This is a genomic window from Variovorax sp. GW821-FHT10C12 (genome assembly GCF_059415405.1).
In genome coordinates this window covers 3514-25973 of the sequence record NZ_JBWKNE010000008.1, presented here as the reverse complement: position 1 = coordinate 25973, position 22460 = coordinate 3514, and the positions used below count along the sequence as shown (strand labels likewise).

At 68.7% G+C, this 22460-nt stretch carries 17 protein-coding genes; 1 reads left to right on the top strand and 16 read right to left on the bottom strand.

All coding sequences use genetic code 11. The features are described 5' to 3' along the window. Positions 1-100: 100 nt before the first annotated feature. The 11 genes from AC07OH_RS26285 to AC07OH_RS26235 all read right to left on the bottom strand — a co-directional run bounded on the left by AC07OH_RS26285 (position 101) and on the right by AC07OH_RS26235 (position 12229). Positions 101-1285 carry an FAD-dependent monooxygenase gene (locus AC07OH_RS26285; protein ID WP_495302670.1) on the bottom strand — a complete coding sequence of 395 codons (1185 nt, stop codon included), beginning with the start codon at positions 1283-1285 and terminating at the stop codon, positions 101-103. A 5-nt stretch (positions 1286-1290) separates the two neighbouring features. After that, positions 1291-1593 (bottom strand): DUF6587 family protein, encoded by a 303-nt coding sequence (locus tag AC07OH_RS26280; RefSeq protein WP_062477175.1) that lies wholly within the window; start codon positions 1591-1593, stop codon positions 1291-1293. Positions 1594-1620: 27 nt separating this feature from the next. After that, positions 1621-3516 carry a ferrous iron transporter B gene (gene feoB / locus AC07OH_RS26275; RefSeq protein ID WP_495302669.1) on the bottom strand — a complete coding sequence of 632 codons (1896 nt, stop codon included), beginning with the start codon at positions 3514-3516 and terminating at the stop codon, positions 1621-1623. Next, complete coding sequence (locus tag AC07OH_RS26270; RefSeq protein ID WP_070062301.1) at positions 3509-3808, bottom strand: FeoA family protein; 300 nt, start codon at positions 3806-3808, stop codon at positions 3509-3511. Before AC07OH_RS26270 ends, feoB begins: the two co-directional genes overlap by 8 nt. 139 nt (positions 3809-3947) lie before the next feature. Further along, positions 3948-4784, bottom strand: a complete 837-nt coding sequence (efeO, locus tag AC07OH_RS26265; protein WP_082818180.1) for an iron uptake system protein EfeO — start codon at positions 4782-4784, stop codon at positions 3948-3950. Between the two features lie 48 nt (positions 4785-4832). After that, positions 4833-6143, bottom strand: a complete 1311-nt coding sequence (gene efeB, locus AC07OH_RS26260) for an iron uptake transporter deferrochelatase/peroxidase subunit (protein WP_495302668.1) — start codon at positions 6141-6143, stop codon at positions 4833-4835. 22 nt (positions 6144-6165) lie between these two features. Then, the gene (efeO, locus tag AC07OH_RS26255) at positions 6166-7344 is read right to left on the bottom strand and encodes an iron uptake system protein EfeO (protein WP_495302667.1); all 1179 of its coding nucleotides are present in this window, start codon (positions 7342-7344) and stop codon (positions 6166-6168) included. A 13-nt stretch (positions 7345-7357) separates the two neighbouring features. Beyond that, positions 7358-8194, bottom strand: coding sequence for an iron uptake transporter permease EfeU (gene efeU / locus AC07OH_RS26250; protein WP_495302666.1), 837 nt, complete (start codon positions 8192-8194; stop codon positions 7358-7360). A 121-nt stretch (positions 8195-8315) separates the two neighbouring features. Continuing rightward, positions 8316-8777, bottom strand: coding sequence for a metallophosphoesterase family protein (locus AC07OH_RS26245; RefSeq protein ID WP_495266680.1), 462 nt, complete (start codon positions 8775-8777; stop codon positions 8316-8318). 4 nt (positions 8778-8781) lie between these two features. Beyond that, positions 8782-11649, bottom strand: a complete 2868-nt coding sequence (locus AC07OH_RS26240) for an aconitate hydratase (protein ID WP_495302665.1) — start codon at positions 11647-11649, stop codon at positions 8782-8784. A 166-nt stretch (positions 11650-11815) separates the two neighbouring features. Then, a complete protein-coding gene (locus AC07OH_RS26235; protein WP_495302664.1) occupies positions 11816-12229 on the bottom strand; it encodes a hypothetical protein in 414 nt (137 codons plus the stop codon). 132 nt (positions 12230-12361) lie between these two features. On the opposite strand from AC07OH_RS26235, the gene AC07OH_RS26230 reads away from it, so the two are divergent. Further along, complete coding sequence (locus AC07OH_RS26230) at positions 12362-13216, top strand: helix-turn-helix domain-containing protein (RefSeq protein ID WP_062477152.1); 855 nt, start codon at positions 12362-12364, stop codon at positions 13214-13216. On the opposite strand, the gene AC07OH_RS26225 is transcribed toward AC07OH_RS26230, so the two are convergent. The 5 genes from AC07OH_RS26225 to AC07OH_RS26205 form a co-directional block, all read right to left on the bottom strand. Then, on the bottom strand, positions 13122-15368 hold the full coding sequence (locus AC07OH_RS26225) for an acyl-CoA dehydrogenase (protein ID WP_495302663.1): 2247 nt from the start codon (positions 15366-15368) through the stop codon (positions 13122-13124). The genes AC07OH_RS26230 and AC07OH_RS26225 overlap by 95 nt on opposite strands. A 131-nt stretch (positions 15369-15499) precedes the next feature. After that, positions 15500-16090, bottom strand: a complete 591-nt coding sequence (locus AC07OH_RS26220; protein WP_495302662.1) for a hypothetical protein — start codon at positions 16088-16090, stop codon at positions 15500-15502. Between the two features lie 11 nt (positions 16091-16101). Continuing rightward, positions 16102-17268: a DUF2827 domain-containing protein gene (locus tag AC07OH_RS26215; protein WP_495302661.1), complete on the bottom strand. Its 1167-nt coding sequence runs from the start codon at positions 17266-17268 to the stop codon at positions 16102-16104. Beyond that, positions 17265-18416 carry a DUF2827 domain-containing protein gene (locus AC07OH_RS26210; RefSeq protein WP_492680929.1) on the bottom strand — a complete coding sequence of 384 codons (1152 nt, stop codon included), beginning with the start codon at positions 18414-18416 and terminating at the stop codon, positions 17265-17267. The genes AC07OH_RS26215 and AC07OH_RS26210 overlap by 4 nt, the downstream gene beginning before the upstream one ends. 95 nt (positions 18417-18511) lie before the next feature. Beyond that, on the bottom strand, positions 18512-22460 hold a 3949-nt coding region (locus tag AC07OH_RS26205; protein ID WP_495302660.1), incomplete at its 5' end, for a beta strand repeat-containing protein.

Sequence of the window (22460 nt, the reverse complement as noted above, 5' to 3'; positions counted from 1 at the left end):
AGGACACTGGGTGCTTCCCGCAGCGAAATTAAGGAGGAGGCCGCAGGCCGGGGGACATTCGCGGAGGGAAGTACCCGGTGGCCTGGGCACGCGCCCTGGATCAACCGCCGTACAGCCAGGGCTGATCGAGCAACCGGGAGCCCAGCAAGCGCATCGCCATGTCGCGCCCGAAGCGCACCGCACCCGTGGCATGAAAGATCTCGCCGTTGCGACGCGCCCGCGCCTGCACTTGCGCGTTGCGTTCCCAGCGCGCCTCGGCATAGCGCGCGAACGCGGCCGGCACACCCAACGCCGAGGTATCGCCCAAGGCCTGCGCCAACGCGACCGCATCCTCGATCGCCATGCCCGCCCCTTGCGCAAGGTACGGCACCATCGGATGCGCAGCATCACCCACCAGCGCGACACGCTCATGCGCCATGTCGCCAGGACCGGCCACGGGCGCCCGATCGCTCAGCGTCCACGCGCGCCAACTCGGCATCGCATCGAGCAATGACTGAAGGCTCGCACAGCTGCGCCCCATCGCCTGTTTCAGTGCAGCCAGGCTGCTGGCCTGATCCCAATCGCGCGCATCGCCAGCCGGTGCAGATTCGGCAATCACGACGACGTTGAGCGCATCCCCCGCGCGCACCGGGTACGCGACCGCATGCAAACGCGGCCCGAGCCACACATCGACGCGCGAACGACGCAGCGCCGCAGGCAGATCGGCCTGACGCACCAGCGCACGCCAGGCCGTGTGCCCGGTCACGCGCGGCGGCACTTCAGCAGATTCGGATTCAAGCTGCGCGCGCACCAGGCTCCACAGGCCGTCAGCCCCCACCAGCGCCTCACCCTCCCACGCACGCGCGTCGGTGCTCGAGACGCAGACGAGGTCATCGCTGGTCTCGACCTGGCAGATGCGCGCGGCCGTGACCAGCGAGCCCGTGCCCTGCGCGCGCACGGCATCGAGCAGCAGCGTGTGCAGGTCGGCGCGGTGCACGCAGCAGTACGGCGCGCCGTAGCGCTGCTGCATGGCATCGCCCAGCGGCATGCGGGCCAGTTCGGCGCCGCTGCCGGCGCTGTGGACCACCAGCGCCTCGGGGCGCGCCGCGATGGCCGCGAGGCCGCGGCCGAGGTCGAGTTGGTGAAGGCAGCGGGTGGCGTTGGGGCCGAGCTGCACGCCGGCGCCGATTTCGCCGAACTCGGCGGCCTGTTCGAAGACGTCGGCGCGGTGGTGGGCGCGGGACAGCGCCAGCGCCGTGGCCAGCCCCCCGATCCCGCCCCCGGCGACGAGGATGTGCGCGGGCATCGGACTCAGCGTCCGGTGCTGGGCGTGGTGGAGGTCAGCGCGGGGCTGCTGTGGCTGTCGGCCGGGTCGGCGCCAGCGGGTTTCTTGGGGGCACAGCTGCCGCAGCTGTCGCACGAGCCGCAGCCCGAGGTCTTGGCCAGCGAGGCGGCGAGTTGATCGGCGCGGGCCTGATCGATGAGGCCCGCGCGCTGCGTGCCGGCCGCGAACTTGCGCGCGGCACCACGGCGCCAGCCGGCAGGCATCCAGCGCCAGACCGCGTAGAGCGCGGCGGCCGCGACGATCAATCCGACGATCAGTTGCTGTGTCATGTCTTCTTCAACCCTTTCCCTGTGGTTTTACCCCGCGCCGAAAGCGAGTGCAATGCGATAGGTCAAGAAGCATGCCACGTATGCCAGGGCGAACAAGTAGCCCGCCATGATCCACACGTATTTCCAGGAGCCGGTTTCGCGCTTGACGGCCGCCAGCGTCGAGATGCACTGCGGCGCGAACACGTACCAGACCAGCAGCGACAGCGCCGTCGCCAGCGACCAGCTGCCGGCGATGAGCGGCTCCAGCGCGCTGGCCACGTCGTCGCCGGTGGCCGAGAGCGCGTACACCGTGCCCAGCGCGCCCACCGCGACTTCGCGTGCGGCCATGCCCGGCACCAGCGCGATCGAGATCTGCCAGTTGAAGCCGATGGGCGCGAAGATGTGCTCCAGCCCGCGGCCGATCATGCCGGCCAGGCTGTACTGGATGGCGGGGCCGGTCGCGCCCTCGGGTGGCGACGGGAAGGTCGACAGGAACCACAGCAGGATCGTGAGCGTGAGGATGATCGTGCCCACGCGCTGGATGAAGATCCACGCCCGCTCGTACAAACCGAGCAGCAGGTTGCGCGGATTCGGCCAGCGGTAGGCCGGCAGCTCCATCAAGAGCGGCGAATGCCTCGTGCTGTCGCGGAAGCGCTTCATGACCCAGGCCACGGCCATCGCCGAGACGATGCCGAACACATACAGCGCGAACAGCACCACGCCCTGCAGGTTGAACACGCCGCCGACGGTGCGCGCCGGAATGAAGGCTGCGATCAGCAGCGCATACACCGGCAGCCGCGCCGAGCAGGTCATGAGCGGCGCGATCATGATGGTCGTGATGCGGTCGCGCCAGTTGCTGATGGTGCGCGTGGCCATCACGCCCGGAATGGCGCAGGCAAAGCTCGACAGCAGCGGAATGAACGAGCGGCCCGACAGGCCCACGGTGCCCATCAGGCGGTCGAGCAGGAAGGCCGCGCGCGGCAGGTAGCCGGAGTCTTCGAGCGCGAGGATGAACAGGAACAGGATCAGGATCTGCGGCAGGAACACGATCACGCCGCCCACGCCCGCAATGACGCCGTCGACCAGCAGGCTCTGCAGCATGCCTTCGGGCATGTGCGCCTTGATCAGGTTGCCCAGCCCTTCGGTGCCGGCCTTGATGGCGTCCATCGGCACGTTGGCCCAGCTGAACACGGCCTGGAACATCAGGAACATGGTCACGGCCAGCACCAGCATGCCCCACACCGGGTGCATCACGACGCGGTCAATGCGGTCGCTGGTGTCCAGGCTGCCCACGGGCTCCTTCACCGCCAGGCCGAGGATGCGGCGCACCTCGCGCTGCGTGGCGAGCACGTCGTCCAGGCCGGGTGCCTTCCAAGGCTGCGGCGCGGCGGCGGCGACCGGTGCGTCGAGCGCCTGGAGCAGGTTCTTCGCGCCACCGGTGTGGACACCCACGGTCTCGATCACCGGCACGCCGAGTTCGCGCGAGAGCACGGCGGTGTCGACCGTGATGCCCTGCTTCTTGGCCATGTCGGTCATGTTGAGCGCCACCACCATCGGCAGGCCCAGCTGGCGCGCTTCGAGCACCAGCCGCAGGTTCAGGCGCAGGTTGGTGGCGTCGGTCACGCACACGAGCAGATCGGGCAGTGCCTCGTTGCTCTGGCCGGTGACGATGTCGCGCGTGACGGCTTCGTCGGCACTCAGCGCGTTCAGGCTGTAGGCGCCCGGCAGGTCGAGCACGAAGACGCGGCGGCCGGTCGGCGTGCGAAGCGTGCCTTCCTTGCGCTCGACGGTCACGCCGGCGTAGTTGGCGACCTTCTGGCGGCTGCCGGTCAGCAGGTTGAAGAGCGCGGTCTTGCCGCAGTTCGGGTTGCCCAGCAGCGCGATGCGCCCGGGCTGTGCGGTGGCGCCGAGGCGGCCCGGCCCCTGGATGACGGCTTCAACCATGGTTCGCGGCCCCCGGCGTGACGTGGATCAGCGCGGCCTCGTGGCGGCGCAGCGCGAAGGTGGTGTGGCCCAGGCGCACGGCCAGCGGCTCACGCCCCGGGGTGCCGGTGGCGACGATGCGCACGGCCTCGCCCGGCACGAAGCCGATTTCGGTCAGGCGCAGCACCAGCTCGCGGTCGTCCGCGCTGTCGGGGCGGGCCACGTCGAGCACGGTGGCCCACTGATGGGACGGAAGCTGGTCGAGGCTCAGCGCGGTGGTGGTCGGCGCTGCGCCGAGGTCGTTGTTTCGCACGGTGGAGGTGCGCCCCCCGGAAACCCCGGGGCACGCCAGTAAGCAAAAGCCAGATGCTAGCAATTCTCACTCGCGAAAACCTGACCAACCCCAAAAAGTACCGGGTGTCGGCCAGGAAACGGCGCCCCCAGGGCCGGATTCAGTTCAATCCGAGCATCCCGCGCAGCTTCGAGAGGTCTTCGGCCAGCGTATTCACCCGGCCGGCCAGCATCTTGCGGTCGCGCTCGGTGAGCTTCGAATAGGTTTCGAAGCCGCCGTCGGCCGTGCGGTACTTGGCCAGCGTGTCGAACACCACCTTGAAGTTGGCGTCGGCCTTCTCGGCGAACGGCTTGTCCTGCTTCACGACCAGCGGGCGCAGCAGTTCGACGATCTTGTAGGCGCCCTCGAAGTTCGACTGGAAGTCCCACAGGTCGGTGTGGCTGTAGCGGTTTTCCTCGCCGGAGATCTTGGTGGCGGCCACCTCTTCCATCAGCACGGCGGCGCCGCCCACGACTTTCTCGGGCGGGAAGGTCAGCGCGCCCAGGCGCTTTTGCAGCTCCAGCACGTCGGCCAGCAGCTTGTCGGCCACGGGGTTCAGGTCCTTGGTGCTCTTGAGCGTCCACAGGCTGTACTCGATGCGGTGGAAACCGATGAAGGCCGGGTCTTTCTCGGCCTTCTCGTGGTCGTCCGCGCGCGAGTCGATCGACTGGTCGAGGTCGGTGAACAGCTCGGCCACGGGCTCCACACGTTCGTAGCTGGTGCGCGTGGGCGCGTAGAGCTTCTTGGCCTTCTCGATGTCGCCGGCCTTCACAGCGGCGGTGAACACGCGCACGTCGGCCGCCAGCTTGCGCACGTTCTGCGTCACGTAGATCTTGTAGTCCGAGATCGGACCGACCAGCTCGAGCGGCGACACGGCGGCCTGCGCGCCAACGGCGTAGAGCCCGGCAAAGCCTGCGACGAAAGCGGCGAGAAAGCGGCGGCGGAACTGCACGGTCATGGATCTCCTTGGGTGCGATGCGGTGGTGATGAAAAGGGAAAGCAAGGCTCAGGCGGCCAGCAGGCTGCGCCCGAGCCAGTCGTCGGCGCCCTGCACGCCGGGCAGCGTGAAGAAGAAGCCGCCGCCGATGGGCTTGATGTATTCCTCGAGCGGCTCGCCGTCCAGGCGCGTCTGCACGGCGACAAAGCCCTTCTCGAGGTCGGCCTGGTAGCAGATGAACAGCAGGCCCATCTCGAGCTGGCCCGACTTGGTGACGCCGTTCGAGTAGTTGAAGGGCCGGCGCAGCATCAGGTTGGCGTCCGAGGCCTTGGTGCGCGGGTTCGCCAGGCGGATGTGCGCGTCCATCGGCGTCGCCTTGCCTTCGGGGTCCTTGGTGTAGTCGGGCACGTCGTGCTCGGTCTTGCCGCCGTCCAGCGGCGCGCCGCTGGGCTTGAGGCGACCCATGATGGCCTCCTGCTCCTGCAGCGGCGTGCGGTCCCAGCGCTCGACGAAGTTGCGGATGATGCGCACCGCCTGGTAGCTGCCGCCCACGGCCCAGGCGGGCTCGTCGCCGTTCGGCTGCACCCAGACATGCTTGTTCATGAGCGTGTCGTCGGCCGAGTCGGGGTTGGCCGAACCGTCGCGAAAACCGAGGAAGTTGCGCGCGCTCTCCGCGGGCTGGCCCGCCACGGCCGGGATCGGCGGCACGGAGCCTTCCTGCTTCCAGTGCAACACCAGCAGGTCGGGCGTGTTCTTGATGATGTCGCGCAGCGCGTGGATGTTGGTGTCGGGCGTGTTGGCGCAGAACTGGATCGACAGGTCGCCGTGGCACAGCGCGGCGTCGAGCGCGTCGTTCGGGTGGCGCTGCATCGGCTTCAGGCGCAGCGGCTTCTTCTTGTCGAGGCCGAAGCGCTCGTCGAACAGCGAGGCGCCGACCGACACCGTCACGGTCAGCCCGTCGGGCTGCACCACCGGGCCGAGGATGCCGGAGCCCGCGGGCGGCAGCTTGGGGTCGGGGTCGGTCTGCGGGCCGCCCTGCGTGAGGAAGGCGATGCGCTCGGTGAGCGTGCGCATCAGCCGCTCCAGGTCGGCGCGGTTCTCTGCCAGCACGTAGAACGAGGCGACCATGCCGGCCGTCGGGCGCGGCGTGACCACGCCCGCCTGGTGCTTGCCGCGGAAGGGCACGCGGTCTTGCGTGTGGGTGCTCTGCGGCGCGTCGGTGACCTGTGCGCCGGTGTCGGGCGTGCCCGGAATGGCCGCGCCGGCGCGCGCGCTGGCGGCGAGCCCGGCAAAGGCCACGCCCGCGGCGCCGAGCATGCGGCGGCGGTGCGGCGAGGCAGGATGTCCCGCGACGGGGTCGTTCTTCTTCGTCGGTTCCATGGGGTCGTCGTTCTCTCTCAACTCATTCCAGACCGAGCGCGGCGTTCACCTTGCCCAGTTCCTCGGCCAGCGCACGCACCGGCACGGCCAGCGCCTGGCGCTGCGCGTCGTCCAGCGGCGCGGGCTGGAAGCCTTCGCCGGCGCGGTACGGCGCCAGTGCGGCGTCGAAGGCGGCAAAGCGCTCGTCGACGGCCTTCTGCTGCGCGGGCGCGGCCTTCACGAGCAGCGGCTGCAGCAGGTCGACGATCTTCTTCGTGCCTTCGTAGCTGCCCTGCAGGTTCACCAGCTCGGCATGGCCGTAGTGGTCTTCACCGCCGGCCGGCAGGTTGTCGGCCACGCGGCGCATCAGCTTCGAGGCGGCGCTGGCAAGCCGCTCGGGCGGCACGCTCAGTTCGCGCAGGCGCGCCTGCAGCGTCTCGACGTCGGCCAGCAGCTTCTCGAGGACCGGGGCCAGCGCCTTCGGGTCGCCCTGGCCGTACAGCGTGTACTCGATGCGGTGGAAGCCGCTGAAGCCCGGGTCGGCCTCGCGCTTCTCGAAGTAGTCGGCGCGGGCGTTGATGCGCGCGTCGAGGTCGGCGAACAGCTCTGCCATCGGCTCGATGCGCTTGTAGGCCTGGTGGGCCGGTGCGTAGAGCGCGCGCGCCTGCGCCAGGTCGCCGGCCTTGACGGCATCGGCCAGCGCGCGCACCGCGTCGTCAAGCGTGGCGGCCTCCAGCCGCAGGAACACCTGGTACTCGGCCAGCGCGCCCACGTAGTTGACGAGCGAGGGCCGCGCCTCTTCGGCCAGCGAGGCCGCCGACGGCGTGACGTGCAGCTTGCCGCGCGGGTTGCTCAGCAGGCCGCAGGTGATGGCGAAGTCGCCCGGCGAGAGCTTGACCGTCATGGTCTGCGAGAAGCCGGGCGCGATGTTCTCGCGCTCTTCGACCACCATCACGCCGTCGAGAATTTCCCACTCCAGCGCGCGGTTCGACTGGTTGACGATGGTGAAGGTCGTGCGCCCCGCGGGCACGGTGATCTCGTTCGGCTCGCAAGCGTTGCCGCGGATCGTGACGGTGACGGCATGGTCGACCGCCTTGGGCGGCGCCTTGCGCGCCTCGTTCGAGGCGTACCAGAAGGCCGCGAGCCCGGCGACCACCAGCAGCGCCGAGGCGCCCACGGCGACGCGCATGAGCGTCGATGACGAAGAAGAGGAAGAAGACATCGGGGAAGAAAGATCAGCCGGCGGTGGCCGTGCGCGGCGCCGCAGCAGCTGCCGGGCGCAGGAAGAAGAACAGGGCCACGGCCAGGAAGGCCAGGTAGACGATCACCTCGCCCACCACGGGCGCGGCCTGGTAGCCCAGCAGGCCCGACAGCACGGCGCCCACGGGGCTGTCCATCGGCAGGGTTTCGCTCATGTCGAACACCACGGTCTGCAGCTGGTTCCACACGCCGGCCTCGTGCAGCTTGCGCAGCACACCCGCCAGCAGCCCGGCCGCGACCAGCAGGATGAACAGGCCCGTGAAGCGGAAGAAGCGGCGCAGGTCGAGCCGCACGCCGCCCGAGTAGATGCCCCAGCCGACCACCACCGACACGGCGATGCCCGCGAGCGCGCCCACGGGCGCTTCCCAACCGGTGCTCTGCTGAAACACGGCCAGCAGGAAGAAGACCGACTCCAGCCCCTCGCGCGCGACCGCCAGGAACACCATGCCGATCAGCGCCCAGCCCTGCCCGTCGGCATGCTGCGCCAGCGCCTTGTCGATCGACGCATGCAGCTCGCCCTTGATGGAGCGGGCTGCCTTGCGCATCCAGAACACCATCGAGGTCAGCATGACCACGGCGATGAGCCCCACCACGCCTTCGAACAGCTCCTGCTGCTTCTGCGGAAACTCGGCCGCCAGCAGTTGCAGGCCGGCGCCGGCGAACAGCGACAGCGCGGTGGCCAGCAGCACGCCGACCCACACCGCGGGCATCAGCACGCTGCGACCGCTTTGTTTCAGGTAACTGGCAACGATGCCGACGATCAGCGCGGCTTCGATGCCTTCGCGCAGCATGATGAGAAAGGGAATGAGCATCTCGGAACAGAAGAACGTTCTTTGAAAATGCCCCGATGTGGTGCATTTTTCATAGAACGGCCCGAGGATACCCCATCAAATAAGATTTATTCTCAATTATGGGTATTCGACCCCGCCCCGCTCACAGGGGCAGTTCGACGATGCGCGCGCTGACGGTGTCGCCGTCGACGATCAGTTCGGCCACGGCGATAGGCAGCTTGAATCGGCGCGGACCGGCGCTGCCCGGGTTGACGTAGAGCACGCCGCCGCGTTCTTCGACCTTGGGTTGGTGCGAGTGGCCGGAGATCACGACACGCACGCCGGCACCGGCGGGGTCGATGTCGATCTGAGAAAGGTCGTGGATCGCGTAGACATGCACGTCGCCGACCTTCAGGAATGCTGTCTCTGGAATGGCCCCGGCCCACGCTTCGCGGTCGTTGTTGCCGCGCACCACCGTCAGCGGCGCGATCGCGGCGAGGGCGTCGAGGATGCCGGCGTCGCCGATGTCCCCGCCGTGCACGATGAAGTCGCTGCCCTGCAAGGCCGCCACGGCCTGCGGGCGCAGCAGGCCGTGGGTGTCGGAGATGAGCCCGACGCGGATCAAGCGATCAGGCCGCGAGCAGCTGCCGCAGCACGAACGGCAGGATGCCGCCGTGCTTGTAGTAGTCGACCTCGATCGGCGTGTCGATGCGCAGGCGCACCGTCACCTCCTGGTGCGTGCCGTCGGCGCGGTGCACCACCAGCTTCACGTCCATCTGCGGCTTGAGTTCGCCGCCGATCACGACGTCGATCTTTTCCTCGCCCGTGAGGCCCAGCGTCTGCCACGAATCGGCGCCGCGGAACTGCAGCGGCAGCACGCCCATGCCGACCAGGTTGGCGCGGTGGATGCGCTCGAAGCTGCGCGCCACCACGGCCTTGATGCCCAGCAGCTGCGTGCCCTTGGCGGCCCAGTCGCGCGACGAGCCCGTGCCGTACTCCTCGCCGCCGAACACGATGGTCGGCGTGCCCGCTGCCATGTACTTCATGGCGGCGTCGTAGATGAACATCTTTTCGCCGCCCGGCTGGAACAGCGTGACGCCGCCCTCTTCCTGCGTGCCATTGGCGTCCGGCGGAATCATCAGGTTCTTGATGCGCACGTTGGCGAAGGTGCCGCGCACCATCACGTCGTGGTTGCCGCGGCGCGAGCCGTAGCTGTTGAAGTCGGCCTTGGGCACGCCGTGCGCCTTGAGCCAGATGCCCGCGGGCGAGCTTTCCTTGATGGAGCCGGCCGGCGAGATGTGGTCGGTGGTGATCGAGTCGCCGAACAGCGCCATGACGCGCGCGCCCTGGATGCCCGCGTCCGACGCGTGCGGCTGCATCTGGAAGCCTTCGAAGAACGGCGGCTCGGCGATGTAGGTCGAGGTGGGCCAGTCGTAGACCTGGCCGGTCGTGCCCTTGATGCTCGTCCAGAACTTGCCCGGATCGCTCTTGACCTTCTCGTAGTTCGCGCGGAACGACTTGGCGTTCATCGCGAAGCGCAGGTTGTCATCGATCTCCTTCGGCGTGGGCCAGATGTCGCCCAGGTACACGTCCTTGCCGCCCTTGCCCTTGCCCACAGGCTGGGTCATGAGGTCGGTCATCACGTTGCCCGCGATGGCAAAAGCCACCACCAGCGGCGGCGAGGCCAGGAAGTTGGCCTTCAGGTTCGGGTGGATGCGCGCCTCGAAGTTGCGGTTGCCCGAGAGCACGGCCGCGCCGATGAGGTCGTTCTTGGTGATGGCTTCGTTGATCTCGGGCGTGAGGTCGCCGGCATTGCCGATGCAGGTGGTGCAGCCGTAGCCCGCGAGGTAGAAGCCCAGCTTCTCCAGGTACGGCAAGAGGCCCGCCTTCTCCAGGTATTCGGTGACGATGCGCGAGCCCGGGGCCAGCGAGGTCTTGATGTGCGGCTGCACCTTCAGGCCCGCTTCCACCGCCTTCTTGGCCAGGATGCCGGCCGCCAGCATCACGCTCGGGTTGGAGGTGTTGGTGCACGAGGTGATGGCCGCAATGAGCACGTCGCCGTTGCCGATGGTGACGTCGCCCTTGGGCGCCGATGGTGCCGTGGCGCTGGTGTGGGCCGCGGCCTTGGTCGAGCGGTTGGCCACCATCTCGATGACCGGGCGCGGCGAGCCGGGCGGCGGCGGGGGCACTTCGGTGTCGCCGCTCTGGCCTTCGCGCGTCAGCGCGTAGCGCTGCTTGAGCTTCTCGGCCGGCTGGTTGAAGCCGTTGGCGTCGTTGGGCTTGCTGTACAGCTCGGCGAACTTGGTCGACAGGTGGCCCAGGTCGATGCGGTCCTGCGGGCGCTTGGGGCCGGCCAGGCTGGGCGAGACGGTGCCCAGGTCGAGTTTGACGATCTTGGTGTAGTCGATGTCGCCCGGGGCGGGCATGCCGAACAGGCCCTGCGCCTTGTAGTAGGCGGCGAAGCGCTCCACTTCTTCCTTGGTGCGGCCCGTGCCTTCGAAGTACGCCACGGTCATTTCGTCGACCGGGAAGAAGCCCATGGTGGCGCCGTACTCGGGCGCCATGTTGCCGATGGTGGCGCGGTCGGGCACCGCGATCGATGCGGCACCGGGGCCGAAGAACTCGACGAACTTGCCCACCACCTTTTCACCGCGCAGGATGGCGGTGACGTACAGCACCAGGTCGGTGGCCGTGACGCCTTCGCGCAGCTTGCCGGTGAGCTCGAAGCCCACCACGTCGGGCGTGAGCATGTAGACCGGCTGGCCCAGCATGGCGGCCTCGGCCTCGATGCCGCCCACGCCCCAGCCGACCACGCCGATGCCGTTGATCATGGTGGTGTGGCTGTCGGTGCCCACCAGCGAGTCGGGGTAGTACACCGGCGTGTCGCTCTTGTCGGCCGGGCTCTTGTAGACGCCGCGCGCAAAGTACTCGAGGTTGACCTGGTGCACGATGCCGAAGCCCGGCGGCACGACGCCGAAGGTGTCGAAGGCCTGCATGCCCCACTTCATGAACTGGTAGCGCTCGTTGTTGCGCTGGAACTCCAGCTTCATGTTCAGGTCGAGCGCCTTGGGCGTGCCGTAGTAGTCGACCATCACCGAGTGGTCGACCACCAGGTCGACGGGCACCAGCGGCTCGATGGTCTTGGGCGACTTGTTCAGCTTGGCGGCCACGCTGCGCATGGCGGCCAGGTCGGCCAGCAGCGGCACGCCGGTGAAGTCCTGCAGCACCACGCGGGTGACGACAAAGGGAATTTCGTCGGTGCGCTCGGCGTTGGGCGCCCAGTGGGCCAGCTCCTCGACGTGCTTGGCCGACACCTTCTGGCCGTCGCAGTTGCGCAGCACCGACTCCAGCACGATGCGGATCGACACCGGCAGGCGTTCCACGGTCGGGTACTGCTTGGCCAGTTCCTTCAGCGACCAGTACTTGCCGGACTTGCCCGACGCGGTCTTGAAGGTCTTGAGGGTGGACGCAAACGCGTGCGCCGGGGCTTTGGCCATGAGAAGACTCCTGTGTGTTCGTGGAAGCCTCTCAAGGATAGCGAGGTTCAATGTCAGTGGCTGTAGTCGGTCTTCCTTGTCGGGCTCTCCCGGAACTATCGTTCTCATAGCGAAAACGCCCGCCGCACGGGGTGCGGCGGGCGTGGAGCGGACGGTCGTCAGGCGTTCAGGCCATCGCCATGTGGGCACTGGCCCGGGTGCGGCGCAGGCCGGTCCATTGCAGCTCGGCCAGCACGACCACGCACAACGCCTGCGCCAGCACCCAGGCCATGCCGAGCGCGGTGACCGCGAACACGCCGCTCACCAGCAGCGCCACGCAGGCCACCGCCCAGGCGAAGTTGCCGACGATCACGAGGCCGATCAGCGTGCGCGGCGGCGTGGCGCGGCTGGCCATGAAGGCGGCGGCTGCTGCGTAGGCCAGCAGGAACACGCCGGTGCCCATGAGCAGCCAGGCCGGCAGGCCGGTCAGGGAGGCAAGGACGTCGGTGAACGCCACCTGCAGCGCGCCGGTCGCGGCGCACGAAGCGGCATCGGCCCACATCACGTTCGACAGGAAGCGGGGGGAAGCGAAAACAGACATGTGAATCTCCTGGGTGGGTACGCTGCAGGCCAGTCCTGCTGCGTTGGGGTCGATGATTCCGCCGGGCGTGGATCGCGTCGATGACCTGGGAGGTCATGGCGCCGCGCCGCCGCCGCGCCAGAATGCGGCTCCATGAACACCCCCCGCACCCATTCGTCCAAGGCCGCCGCCGCCGGCCTGCCCGGCGCGCGCGATCCGTTCGGCGCCCATCTGCGGCACTGGCGCACCCACCGCCGCCTGAGCCAACTCGACCTGGCACAGGAGGCCGAGGTCTCGACCCGCCACCTGAGCTACGTGGAAACCGGCCGCGCCGCGCCCAGCCGCGAGATGGTGCTGCGCCTGGCCGAGCGCCTGGACGTGCCGCTGCGCGAGCGCAACGCGCTGCTGGTGGCCGCCGGCTTCGCGCCCATGTACCGCCAGCGCTCGCTCGACGACCCGGCCATGGCCTCGGCGCGCCGCGCCATCGACCTGGTGCTGAAGGGCCACGAGCCCTTCCCCGCGCTGGCCGTGGACCGCCACTGGAACCTGGTCGCGCACAACGCGCTGGTGCCACTGCTCATGGAAGGCTGCTCGGCCGAATTGCTGAAGCCGCCCATCAACGTGCTGCGCCTGAGCCTGCACCCCGAAGGCGTGGCGCCGCGCATCGCGAACCTCGCACAGTGGCGCACCCACCTGCTGGAGCGGCTGCAGCAGCAGATCGCCGCCACCGGCGACACCGTGCTGCAGGCGCTGCACGACGAGCTGGAGGGCTACCCGCCGCCCGCAGTGAGCCACGACGCGCCGCTGCTCGACACCGCGCTGTCGGCGGTGGCCGTGCCGTTCCAGGTGGTCATGCCCAGCGGCGTGCTGAGCTTCATCAGCACCATCACGATCTTCGGCACGCCGGTGGACGTCACGTTGCAGGAACTCGCGGTGGAGTCGTTCTTTCCGGCGGACGAGCAGACGGCAGCGGCGCTGACGGCACTGGCGGCGCAGCAGGCGCGCTGAGGCCGGCGCTGCCGTCCGCGTTGCGCGCCAGCCCCTCGAAGTCGTCGACCTGGATCACCTTGTCGGCCGCCTGCAGGTAGGCCAGCGCCAGCGCGGGGTCGCTGGCCGATTGCGCCGCCTCGTCGAGGGAGCGCGTGCGGCGCAGCACCTTGTTGAGTGCGGCCGTCTCGTCGCCCAGGCGCGCGCCGAGCGCCATCGCCTGCATCAGGTCGCGCAGGCCGCCCGGGCCGGGCTCGGACAGATCGGGCACGAGGCGCGCGACCACGTCCGGCCGCGTGCGCAGCAGCTCGGCCAGCGCCATCAGCTGCACGTCGCGCAGCGGCGCCAGGTGCGCGGTGCGGCGCAGCACCAGCGCACCGAGCAGGCGCCGCCCCGGTGTCGGCAGGTTGGCGTACAGGTCGCGCAGGATCTTGCCGGCCTCGTCCAACTGCAGCCGGATCGCCGCCTGCGCAAAGGGCAGCAGTTCGGGCGCCGCATCGACGCGGTAGCGCCACACGCAGGCGCTCGCCAGGTACAGGTGGGCCAGCACGTCGCCCAGCCGCGCCGACAGCAGCTCCATGCGCTTGAGCTTGCCGCCGAGCAGCCCCATGGCCAGGTCGGCGGTGAGCGCGTACTTGGCGCTCATGCGCGCGATGAGGCGCGCTTCGCCCGCCAGCGCCGCGGGCGGATCGCCGCGCACCGGCGCGCCGAACAGGCTGTGCCACAGGTTGCGCGCCACATGCCGGCCGTGCGCGATGAGCGCCCGGCCGAGCGCGGCTTCATCTTTCGCCTGCACCGCCGCCATCTCGTCGAGCACATGCGGGTGGCAGCGCACCGCGCCCTGCCCGAACACGATGAGCGCGCGCGTGAGGATGTTCGCGCCCTCCACCGTGATCGCGATCGGCGCCTGCCGGTAGGCCACGCCGAGCAGGTTCGACGGGCCCGAGATGATCCCCTTGCCGCCGAGGATGTCCATGCCGTGGTTCACCGCGCGGCGCCCGGCCTCGGTGAGCTGCACCTTGAGGATCGCGCTGGCCACGCTGGGCCGCTCGCCCTTGTCGAGCGCGGCCGCCGTGAAGCGCCGCGCGGCATCGGTCGCGTACAGCTGCGCCGACATCTGCGCGACCAGCCCCGCCACCGCATGGAACTTGCCCACCGGCAGGCCGAACTGCTCGCGGATCTGGCCGTAGGCATTGCTCACGTACAGCGCGGTCTGCTGCATGGCCGAGCCCAGCGCGGGCAGCGAGATGGCGCGGCCCGCGGCCAGGCATTCCATCAGCATGCGCCAGCCCTGCCCCACCTGCGGCTCGCCGCCGATGACCCAGTCCATCGGCACGAACACCTGCCGGCCGTGGATCGGGCCGTTCATGAAGGCGCTGTCCATCGGGCGGTGGCGCCGGCCGATCTCCATGCCCTCGTGCGGCACGGGAATCAGCGCGCAGGTGATGCCCAGCTCACGCTGGCTCTCGTCAATGGCATGAAACGCCAGCCCGACCACGGTGGCGACCGGCGCGAGCGTGATGTAGCGCTTGTCGAAATCGACCAGGAAGCCGCGCGTGCGCCGGCCCTGGAACTCGCGCTCGACCAGCACGCCGCGGTCAGGAATGGCGGCGGCGTCGGAGCCCGCATAGGGCGAGGTCAGGCCGAAGCACGGCAGCTCGCGGCCGTCGGCCAGGCGCGGCAGGTAGTGGTCTTTCTGCGCGTCGGTGCCGTAGCGCAGCAGCAGCTCGGCCGGCCCCAGCGAGTTGGGCACCATCACCGTGACGGCCGTGGCGACGTTGACGCTCGCGATGCGCGCCACCACCGAGGCATGCGCGTAATGGCCGAAGCCCAGGCCGCCGAAGGCCTCGGGAATGATCATTCCGAAGAAGCGCTTCTCGCGCAGGAAGCGCCACACCTCGGGCGGCAGGTCGTGCGCCTGGTCGATGGCGTGGTCGTCGAGCATGCGGCACAGCGCGGGCACCTCGTTCGACAGAAAGGCTTCTTCGCGTGCGCTGAGCTGGTTGGGGCCGGCGGCCGTCAGCGCGTCGAAATCGGGGCGCCCGGCAAAGAGCTGGCCCTCGAACCCGACCGTGCCAGCCTCGAGCGCGGCACGTTCGGTGTCGCCCAGCGGCGGCAGGGCCTTGGAGAAAGGCTGCATCGCCCATCGGCCGATCAGGGTCGCCAGTGGCATGGGGTCTCCTTGCGCCGCACCGGAGCGCGCGGCAAGCGTCCATTCTTGGACGGCACCGGCCCGCGCCGGGGCCGGTCAAGGGCGTTCGCGCGTGTCGGAGACGGGCTCGCGCACCCTTGAATCGGCCTGGATCAGCGGCGCTTGGGCGCCTGCCCCGCTGGCGCGGCGGCAGGCATGGGCGCAGTCGGGTCGCGCCAGCCGTACTCGACATAGCGGCGGATCACGAGGCAGCCCGGCGGCGAATCGATCAGCGAGACCGACGAGGTCGGCTCTTTGTCGTCGGTGTAGACCGTGTAGATCGGCAGCAGCGCCGTGCGCTTGTAGTTCTTCAGTTCCTGCTCGGCCACGCTGGCGCAGGTGTAGGGCGCGACCGAGATGCGCTCGGCCGACACGGTGCAGGCACCGCTGTCGTCGGGAATGGCGGTGATCGACGCGGCCACGCCCGCGTTCGGGAACTGGATGCCGATCAGCGAGAACACCGGGCCGGCGTCGGGGCGCTTGCGGTCCCAGTCGAGCAGCACGTCGTGCGCGCGGCTGCCCTGCACGGTGAGCGTCGCCAGCCGCGTGATGGCGGGCAGGCAGCGCTGCACGCCCACGCTGGCGGCGGCGCGCGTGAGCGTGTCCTGCGGCGGCGCGGGCGGGGCCAGAACGCCTTGCGCAAGCGCGCTGCCGGCCATCGCAAGCACACAAGCGGCAGCGGTGAATCGGGCCAAGGCGGTCATCGGTGTCGCCTTCACGCGTAGAGGCTCTCGATGGCCGCCGAGTAGAGGCGCACGTTCTCCTCGCCTTCCGGGTCGAGCTTGGCGATGAGGGCGCGGGCGCGCTCGCGGTAGGCCGGCAGGTTGGCGTCGTGCTCGGCGAACGCGCGCCGCAGCGCCTGCCCGCCCTCTTCGCAGTCGAAGCCGTGGTAGCGGTAGCCGCAGTCGCCGATCAGGTGCGAGTTGTGGATGAGCGGCCAGCCGCCGTACAGCGCCTCGTAGTAGAGGTAGTTCTGCGCGTTCTCCCAGTGGTGCGCAAAGACCGCGTCGATCGCGCCCGGCAGCACCTGGTACAGCGGAAAGCGCCCTTCGAAGGTCGCCAGGCCGTGCCGCACCAGATCGAGGCTCTGGGCGAAGGCGACGAAGTTCGGCTTGTCCTTCAGGTGGAAGCTGTTGTAGACCCACATCTTCTCGATGAGGCGCGGCTGCGCACGGTGCGCCGACTCGCAACCCAGCATCGGGATGAAGCTGGTCTTCACCATGCAGATGTTGGGCTCGAAGATGGCCACGCGCCACTGCTTGCGCCCCGGCTCGTAGGCGAAGCGCTTGCCCTCGGCGCCGCGCGCCATCGCCTTCTCGACCACCATCGGGCTCCACAGGTGCGGCATGAGCTTGGTGGGTGCGCGGAAGGTGCTCGCGAAGTACGGCTTGCAGGAGATTTCGTACTCGGGCAACGTCCACACCTCGTCGTAGGGCGCGCCGCTGACCAGCATGCCGTGCGGCTTGTTGAAGGTCATGCGTTCGATGTCGATCACGTAGTCGTTGCCCACGCGCATCGAGACGATTTTTCCGCCGCGTTCGCGGAACGCCACCGACCACTCGCGGCCGAGCTGCGCGCTCATCTCGATCATGAGGTCGAGCTCCTGCGCGGCGGTGGCCATGTCGATGATCGGCACCGGCGAATCGGCCAGGAAGTTGGTAGCGTCGGCCGGGCCGCCGTCGCCGCCGCCGGCCACCAGCACCGTGCGCTCGACGCAGGGCGAGCGCAGCAGCAGCATCACGAGGAACAGGCAGTTCTGGTAGACGCCGTTCTCCCACAGGCTCTGCTCGCCCTTGCGGATGAAGATGGAGACACCGACCTTCAGGCGGGTCGGCGTGGCGGCCGCGCGCGGGCCTGCGGTGGGGTTCTGCACGTCGCTCATGCGGCCACCTTCGCGTTGCCGGCACGGAACGCCGGGTCGCCACCGACCAGGTGCAGCAGCCGCTGTGCGTAGCCGTCGATGTTGGCCGTGTTCATCGGATCGATCGCGTCGAACACGCGCTGGCTGCGCGCGCGGTAGTCGTCGAGCTGTGCATCATGGCCGCGCACGGCCGCGGCCAACTGCTCGGCGCCGACGGCGATGTCGAAGTCGGGGTAGTAGTAGCCGGCATCGCGCAGCCAGGGCGAGTTGTGCACCAGCGGGTAGTTGCCGTACAGCGCGTCGAGGTAGCTGTAGTTCTGGTCGTTCTGCCACTGGTGCGACACCACCGCGTCGGCGTGCTGCACCATGAAGCCTGCGAAGTCGTGCCGCCCGTGGAAGGTGGCCTTGTGCTGGCGCACGATGTCCAGCGAGTTCGCCAGGTAGAGCATCGTCGGGTGGTCTTTCAGGTGCAGCGTGTTGAGCACGTGCATCGCCGCGACGTGCTCCGGGTTGGCGCGGTAGGCCTCGTCGGTGATCAGCATCGGGATGCTGCACGACTTCACCACCGAGATGTTGGGCTCGAAGATCGCCACCCGGAAACCCGGCTGCTGCGCCGTGCGCGGCTGGTAGCCGAAACGGAAGCCCTGCGCCTGCACCTCGTCGACGCGCTGCGCCAGGAACTGCGGCGACCAGAGGTACGGCACCTCGTGCACCGGGCAGCGGTGCAGCGTGCGCATCATGGGCGCAAAGCCCGCGTCCTTGGGCAGCAGCCAGATCTCGTCGCAACGGTCGGTGGCGCCGAAGTGCCCCTGGTCGGCAAAGATGATCGGCTCGGCCAGCGCCACGAAGGGCTGCCCCACGCCATGGAAGGCCACGCGACCGCCGCAGGCGCGGAAGTACGAGAGCCACTGCAGGTCGAGGGCGCCCGCCATTTCGATGACCACGTCGAGCGCGTCGGTCAGCTCGCGGGCGCGGCCCAGCGTGAGGCCCATCGCCGACAGGTCGACCTGCGGCGGCATGGCCTGCTGGTCGCCCGCGTCGATGAGCGTGACGGACTCGACGAATTCGATGCGTTGCAGCAGCCGGGCCAGGAACAGGACGTTCTGTCCCATTCCGTTTTCCCAGATGTTCTGCCCCGCGTGGGAGAGGACTGAAATACCGATGCGCATGGGCGAAGTGTGTACCAAAAAACAATGGCTCCCGCGCGCAGGGCGCGGGAGCCACCGGGGCCGGGCGTCAGCCGGGCGCTTGCTCGCTCAGCGGTTTACTTCCACTTCCAGCCGATGCCGGCGTTCACGCCCCACTCCTTGCCGGTGGTCGTCAGGCCCGCGCCCCAGGACATCTTGCCGTCGTCCGACAAGGCCTTGAAGGTCAGCGCCACGGCGCTGTAGCCCTGGTACGAACCCAGGCCGACGCCGACCGTCTTCTCGCCCGGGTACAGCGTGGGCAGGTAGGTGCCCGACATCGCGAAGGCCATCGCCGTGCCCGAGTAGGCGATGCGCGCCACGTCGCCCACCTGCTTTTGCACCTGCTGCAGCTGACCCAGGTTGACCGCGTCGGTCGGCAGGATGCCCGGCGCCACGTTGCTGATGCGCGTGGGACCCGAAGTCTCGGTGCCCAGCGTGATCTGGTTGTAGTTCACCGATCCGTCGGGGTTGGTGGCGTACTGCACGCTGCTGGCCTTCGCAGCCGCCGAGACCGCCTTCAGCTGCGCCACGTTGGTCGCGTCGCTGTCGGCCGAGCCGGCTGCCACGCCCGTGATCTGGCGGAACTGGTTGTTGGCCGCATCGCCCACCGACACCGCCGCCTGCGTGCTGGTCGTGGCCTTGATGGCCGCTTCCTGCTGCGCATTCGCGCTGCCCGGCACGTAGCCCGCCACGCCCGCCGCCCGCGAGGCCACCGAGTTCGCACCCAGTGCCACGCCGCCGGTCTGCTGGACCACCGCGCCGAAGCCGATGGCCGTGCCCTGCGCGATGTTCTGCGCCTTGCTCAGCGGCGTGCCGCCGGCGTCCGCACCGTCACCCAGGGCCACGCCGCCGCCGCCGGCACGGGAGTTCGCGCCGATCGCCTGCGAGCCCGTGGCCAGCGCCCCGGTGCCGATGGCGATGGCGTTGGTGCCCGTGGCCTGCGCCCCGAAGCCCACCGCCACCGCGCCGTCGGCCGTGGCCTTCGCGCCGTTGCCGGCCGCGAAGGAGTTGGCGCCGCTGGCTTCGGAACGCGGCCCGATCGCCACGGCGTCCTTGCCGCTGGCCACGGAGTCGGCGCCGGTCGAGTTGGCGTGGAAGTACTTCGTGCCCCCGTTGTAGATCGAGCTGACCGTCGTGCTCAGGCTGCCGATGCCGCTCATCGCCGTGCTCAGGCCGGTCGACGTCGAGGTCGACAGGCTGGTGATGCCGCTGGCCGCGCCACCCACGCTGGTGGACAGGCTGTCCAGGTTGCTGTTGGTGGTGCTCAGGCCGGTCGACAGGCTGCTGACGTTGCTGTTGGTCGTGCTCAGGCCGGTAGACAGGCTGCTCACGTTGCTGTTCGTCGTGCTCAGGCCGGTCGACAGGCTGCCGACGTTGCTGTTGGTCGTGCTCAGGCCCGAGGACAGGCTGCTCACGTTGCTGTTCGTCGAGCTCAGGCCAGTCGACAGGCTGTCGACGTTGCTGTTCGTCGTGCTCAGGCCCGTGGACAGGCTGCTCACGTTGCTGTTCGTCGTGCTCAGACCGGTCGACAGGCTGCCGACGTTGCTGTTGGTCGTGCTCAGGCCGGTGGACAGGCTGCCCACGCTGCTGGCCACCGTGCTCAGGCCCGACGACAGGCTGCCGACATTGCTGTTGGTCGTGCTCAGGCCGGTCGAGAGGCTGGAGATACCGCTGGTGGCGGTGCTCAGGCCGCTCGACAGGCTGCCGATGCCGCTGTTGGCCGTGCTCAGGCCGGTCGAGGTCGAGGACGACAGGCTGCCCAGGTTGCTGTTCGTCGTGCTCAGACCCGTCGACAGGCTGAAGATGCCGCTGGTGGCGGTGCTCAGGCCGGACGAGAACGAGGTGGACAGGCTGCTCACGTTGCTGTTCGTCGTGCTCAGGCCGGTGGACAGGCTGTCGATGCTGCTCGTGGCGGTGCTCAGGCCCGACGAGGTCGAGGTCGAGAGGCTGTCGACGTTGCTGTTCGTGGTGCTCAGGCCGGTCGAGAGGCTGTCGATGTTGCTCGTGGCGGTGCTCAGGCCCGACGACGTGGAGGTCGAGAGGCTGCCGACGGTGCTGTTGGTCGTGCTCAGGCCGGTCGAGAGGCTCGAGATGCCGCTGGTCGCCGTGCTGAGGCCCGTCGACAGGCTGGAGATGCCACTGGTTGCAGAGCTCAGACCGGTCGACAGGCTGCCCACGTTGCTGTTCGTGGTGCTCAGGCCTGTGGACAGGCTGTCGATGTTGCTCGTGGCGGTGCTCAGGCCCGACGACGTGGAGGTCGAGAGGCTGCCGACGGTGCTGTTGGTCGTGCTCAGGCCGGTCGAGAGGCTCGAGATGCCGCTGGTCGCGGTGCTCAGGCCGCTCGACGCCGACGTCGACAGGCTGCTCACGTTGCTGTTCGTGGTGCTCAAGCCGGTGGACAGGCTGGAGATACCACTGGTCGCTGTGCTCAGACCCGACGACGTGGACGTCGACAGGCTGCTCACATTGCTGTTCGTCGTGCTCAGTCCCGTGGACAGGCTGGAGATGCCGCTGGTCGCCGTGCTCAGACCCGACGACGTCGAGGTCGACAGGCTGCTGACATTGCTGTTCGTGGTGCTCAAGCCCGTAGACAGGCTGGAGATGCCACTGGTCGCGGTGCTGAGACCCGTCGACAGACTGTCGATGCCGCTCGTGGCCGTGCTCAGACCCGACGACGTCGAGGTCGACAGGCTGCTGACGTTGCTGTTCGTGGTGCTCAAGCCCGTGGACAAGCTGGAGATGCCACTGGTCGCGGTGCTGAGACCCGTCGACAGGCTGTCGATGCTGCTCGTGGCCGTGCTCAGACCCGACGACGTCGAAGTCGACAAGCTGCTCACGTTGCTGTTCGTGGTGCTCAAGCCCGTGGACAGACTGGAGATGCCACTGGTCGCGGTGCTGAGACCCGTCGACAGACTGTCGATGCCGCTCGTGGCGGTGCTCAGACCGCTCGACGTCGAAGTCGACAGGCTGCTCACGTTGCTGTTCGTGGTACTCAGGCCTGTGGACAGGCTGGAGATGCCGCTGGTCGCGGTGCTGAGACCCGTCGACAGACTGTCGATGCTGCTCGTCGCCGTGCTCAGACCGCTCGACGTCGAAGTCGACAGGCTGCTCACGTTGCTGTTCGTGGTGCTCAAGCCCGTGGACAGGCTGGAGATACCGCTGGTCGCCGTGCTCAAACCGCTCGACGTGGACGTCGACAGACTGTCGATGCTGCTCGTCGCCGTGCTCAGACCGCTCGACGTTGAAGTCGACAGGCTACTCACGTTGCTGTTCGTGGTGCTCAAGCCCGTGGACAGGCTGGAGATGCCGCTCGTGGCGGTGCTCAGGCCGGACGACGTGGACGTCGACAGGCTGCTCACATTGCTGTTCGTCGTGCTCAGGCCCGTGGACAGGCTGGAGATACCACTGGTCGCTGTGCTCAGACCGCTCGAGGTAGACGTCGACAAGCTGCTGACGTTGCTGTTCGTGGTGCTCAGTCCGGTAGATAGGCTGGAGATGCCACTGGTTGCAGTGCTCAGGCCGCTCGACGTGGAAGTCGACAGGCTGTCCAGGTTGCTGTTCGTCGTGCTCAGGCCGGTGGACAGGCTAGAGATACCACTGGTAGCCGTGCTGAGGCCGCTCGACGTGGAAGTCGACAGACTGCTCACGCTGCTGTTCGTGGTGCTCAGACCCGAGGACGTCGAGGTCGAAAGACTGCTGACGTTGCTATTCGTGGTGCTCAGTCCCGTGGACAGGCTGGAGATGCCGCTGGTCGCTGTGCTCAAACCGCTCGACGTGGAGGTCGAGAGGCTGTCCAGGTTGCTGTTCGTCGTGCTCAGGCCCGTGGACAGGCTGGAGATGCCACTGGTCGCTGTGCTCAGACCCGACGACGTCGAGGTCGACAGGCTGCTCACATTGCTGTTCGTCGTGCTCAGTCCGGTAGACAGGCTGGAGATACCACTGGTCGCCGTGCTCAGACCCGACGACGTCGAGGTCGACAGGCTGCTCACATTGCTGTTCGTCGTGCTCAGTCCGGTAGACAGGCTG

Excerpts from the sequence above, each read along its gene's own strand:
- AC07OH_RS26285 (WP_495302670.1), bottom strand. The coding sequence starts at position 1,285 with ATGCCCGCGCACATCCTCGTCGCCGGGGGCGGGATCGGGGGGCTGGCC.
- AC07OH_RS26280 (WP_062477175.1), bottom strand. The coding sequence starts at position 1,593 with ATGACACAGCAACTGATCGTCGGATTGATCGTCGCGGCCGCCGCGCTC.
- feoB (WP_495302669.1), bottom strand. The coding sequence starts at position 3,516 with ATGGTTGAAGCCGTCATCCAGGGGCCGGGCCGCCTCGGCGCCACCGCA.
- efeO (WP_082818180.1), bottom strand. The coding sequence starts at position 4,784 with ATGACCGTGCAGTTCCGCCGCCGCTTTCTCGCCGCTTTCGTCGCAGGC.
- efeB (WP_495302668.1), bottom strand. The coding sequence starts at position 6,143 with ATGGAACCGACGAAGAAGAACGACCCCGTCGCGGGACATCCTGCCTCG.
- efeO (WP_495302667.1), bottom strand. The coding sequence starts at position 7,344 with ATGTCTTCTTCCTCTTCTTCGTCATCGACGCTCATGCGCGTCGCCGTG.
- efeU (WP_495302666.1), bottom strand. The coding sequence starts at position 8,194 with ATGCTCATTCCCTTTCTCATCATGCTGCGCGAAGGCATCGAAGCCGCG.
- AC07OH_RS26240 (WP_495302665.1), bottom strand. The coding sequence starts at position 11,649 with ATGGCCAAAGCCCCGGCGCACGCGTTTGCGTCCACCCTCAAGACCTTC.
- AC07OH_RS26235 (WP_495302664.1), bottom strand. The coding sequence starts at position 12,229 with ATGTCTGTTTTCGCTTCCCCCCGCTTCCTGTCGAACGTGATGTGGGCC.
- AC07OH_RS26230 (WP_062477152.1), top strand. The coding sequence starts at position 12,362 with ATGAACACCCCCCGCACCCATTCGTCCAAGGCCGCCGCCGCCGGCCTG.
- AC07OH_RS26225 (WP_495302663.1), bottom strand. The coding sequence starts at position 15,368 with ATGCCACTGGCGACCCTGATCGGCCGATGGGCGATGCAGCCTTTCTCC.
- AC07OH_RS26220 (WP_495302662.1), bottom strand. The coding sequence starts at position 16,090 with ATGACCGCCTTGGCCCGATTCACCGCTGCCGCTTGTGTGCTTGCGATG.
- AC07OH_RS26215 (WP_495302661.1), bottom strand. The coding sequence starts at position 17,268 with ATGAGCGACGTGCAGAACCCCACCGCAGGCCCGCGCGCGGCCGCCACG.
- AC07OH_RS26210 (WP_492680929.1), bottom strand. The coding sequence starts at position 18,416 with ATGCGCATCGGTATTTCAGTCCTCTCCCACGCGGGGCAGAACATCTGG.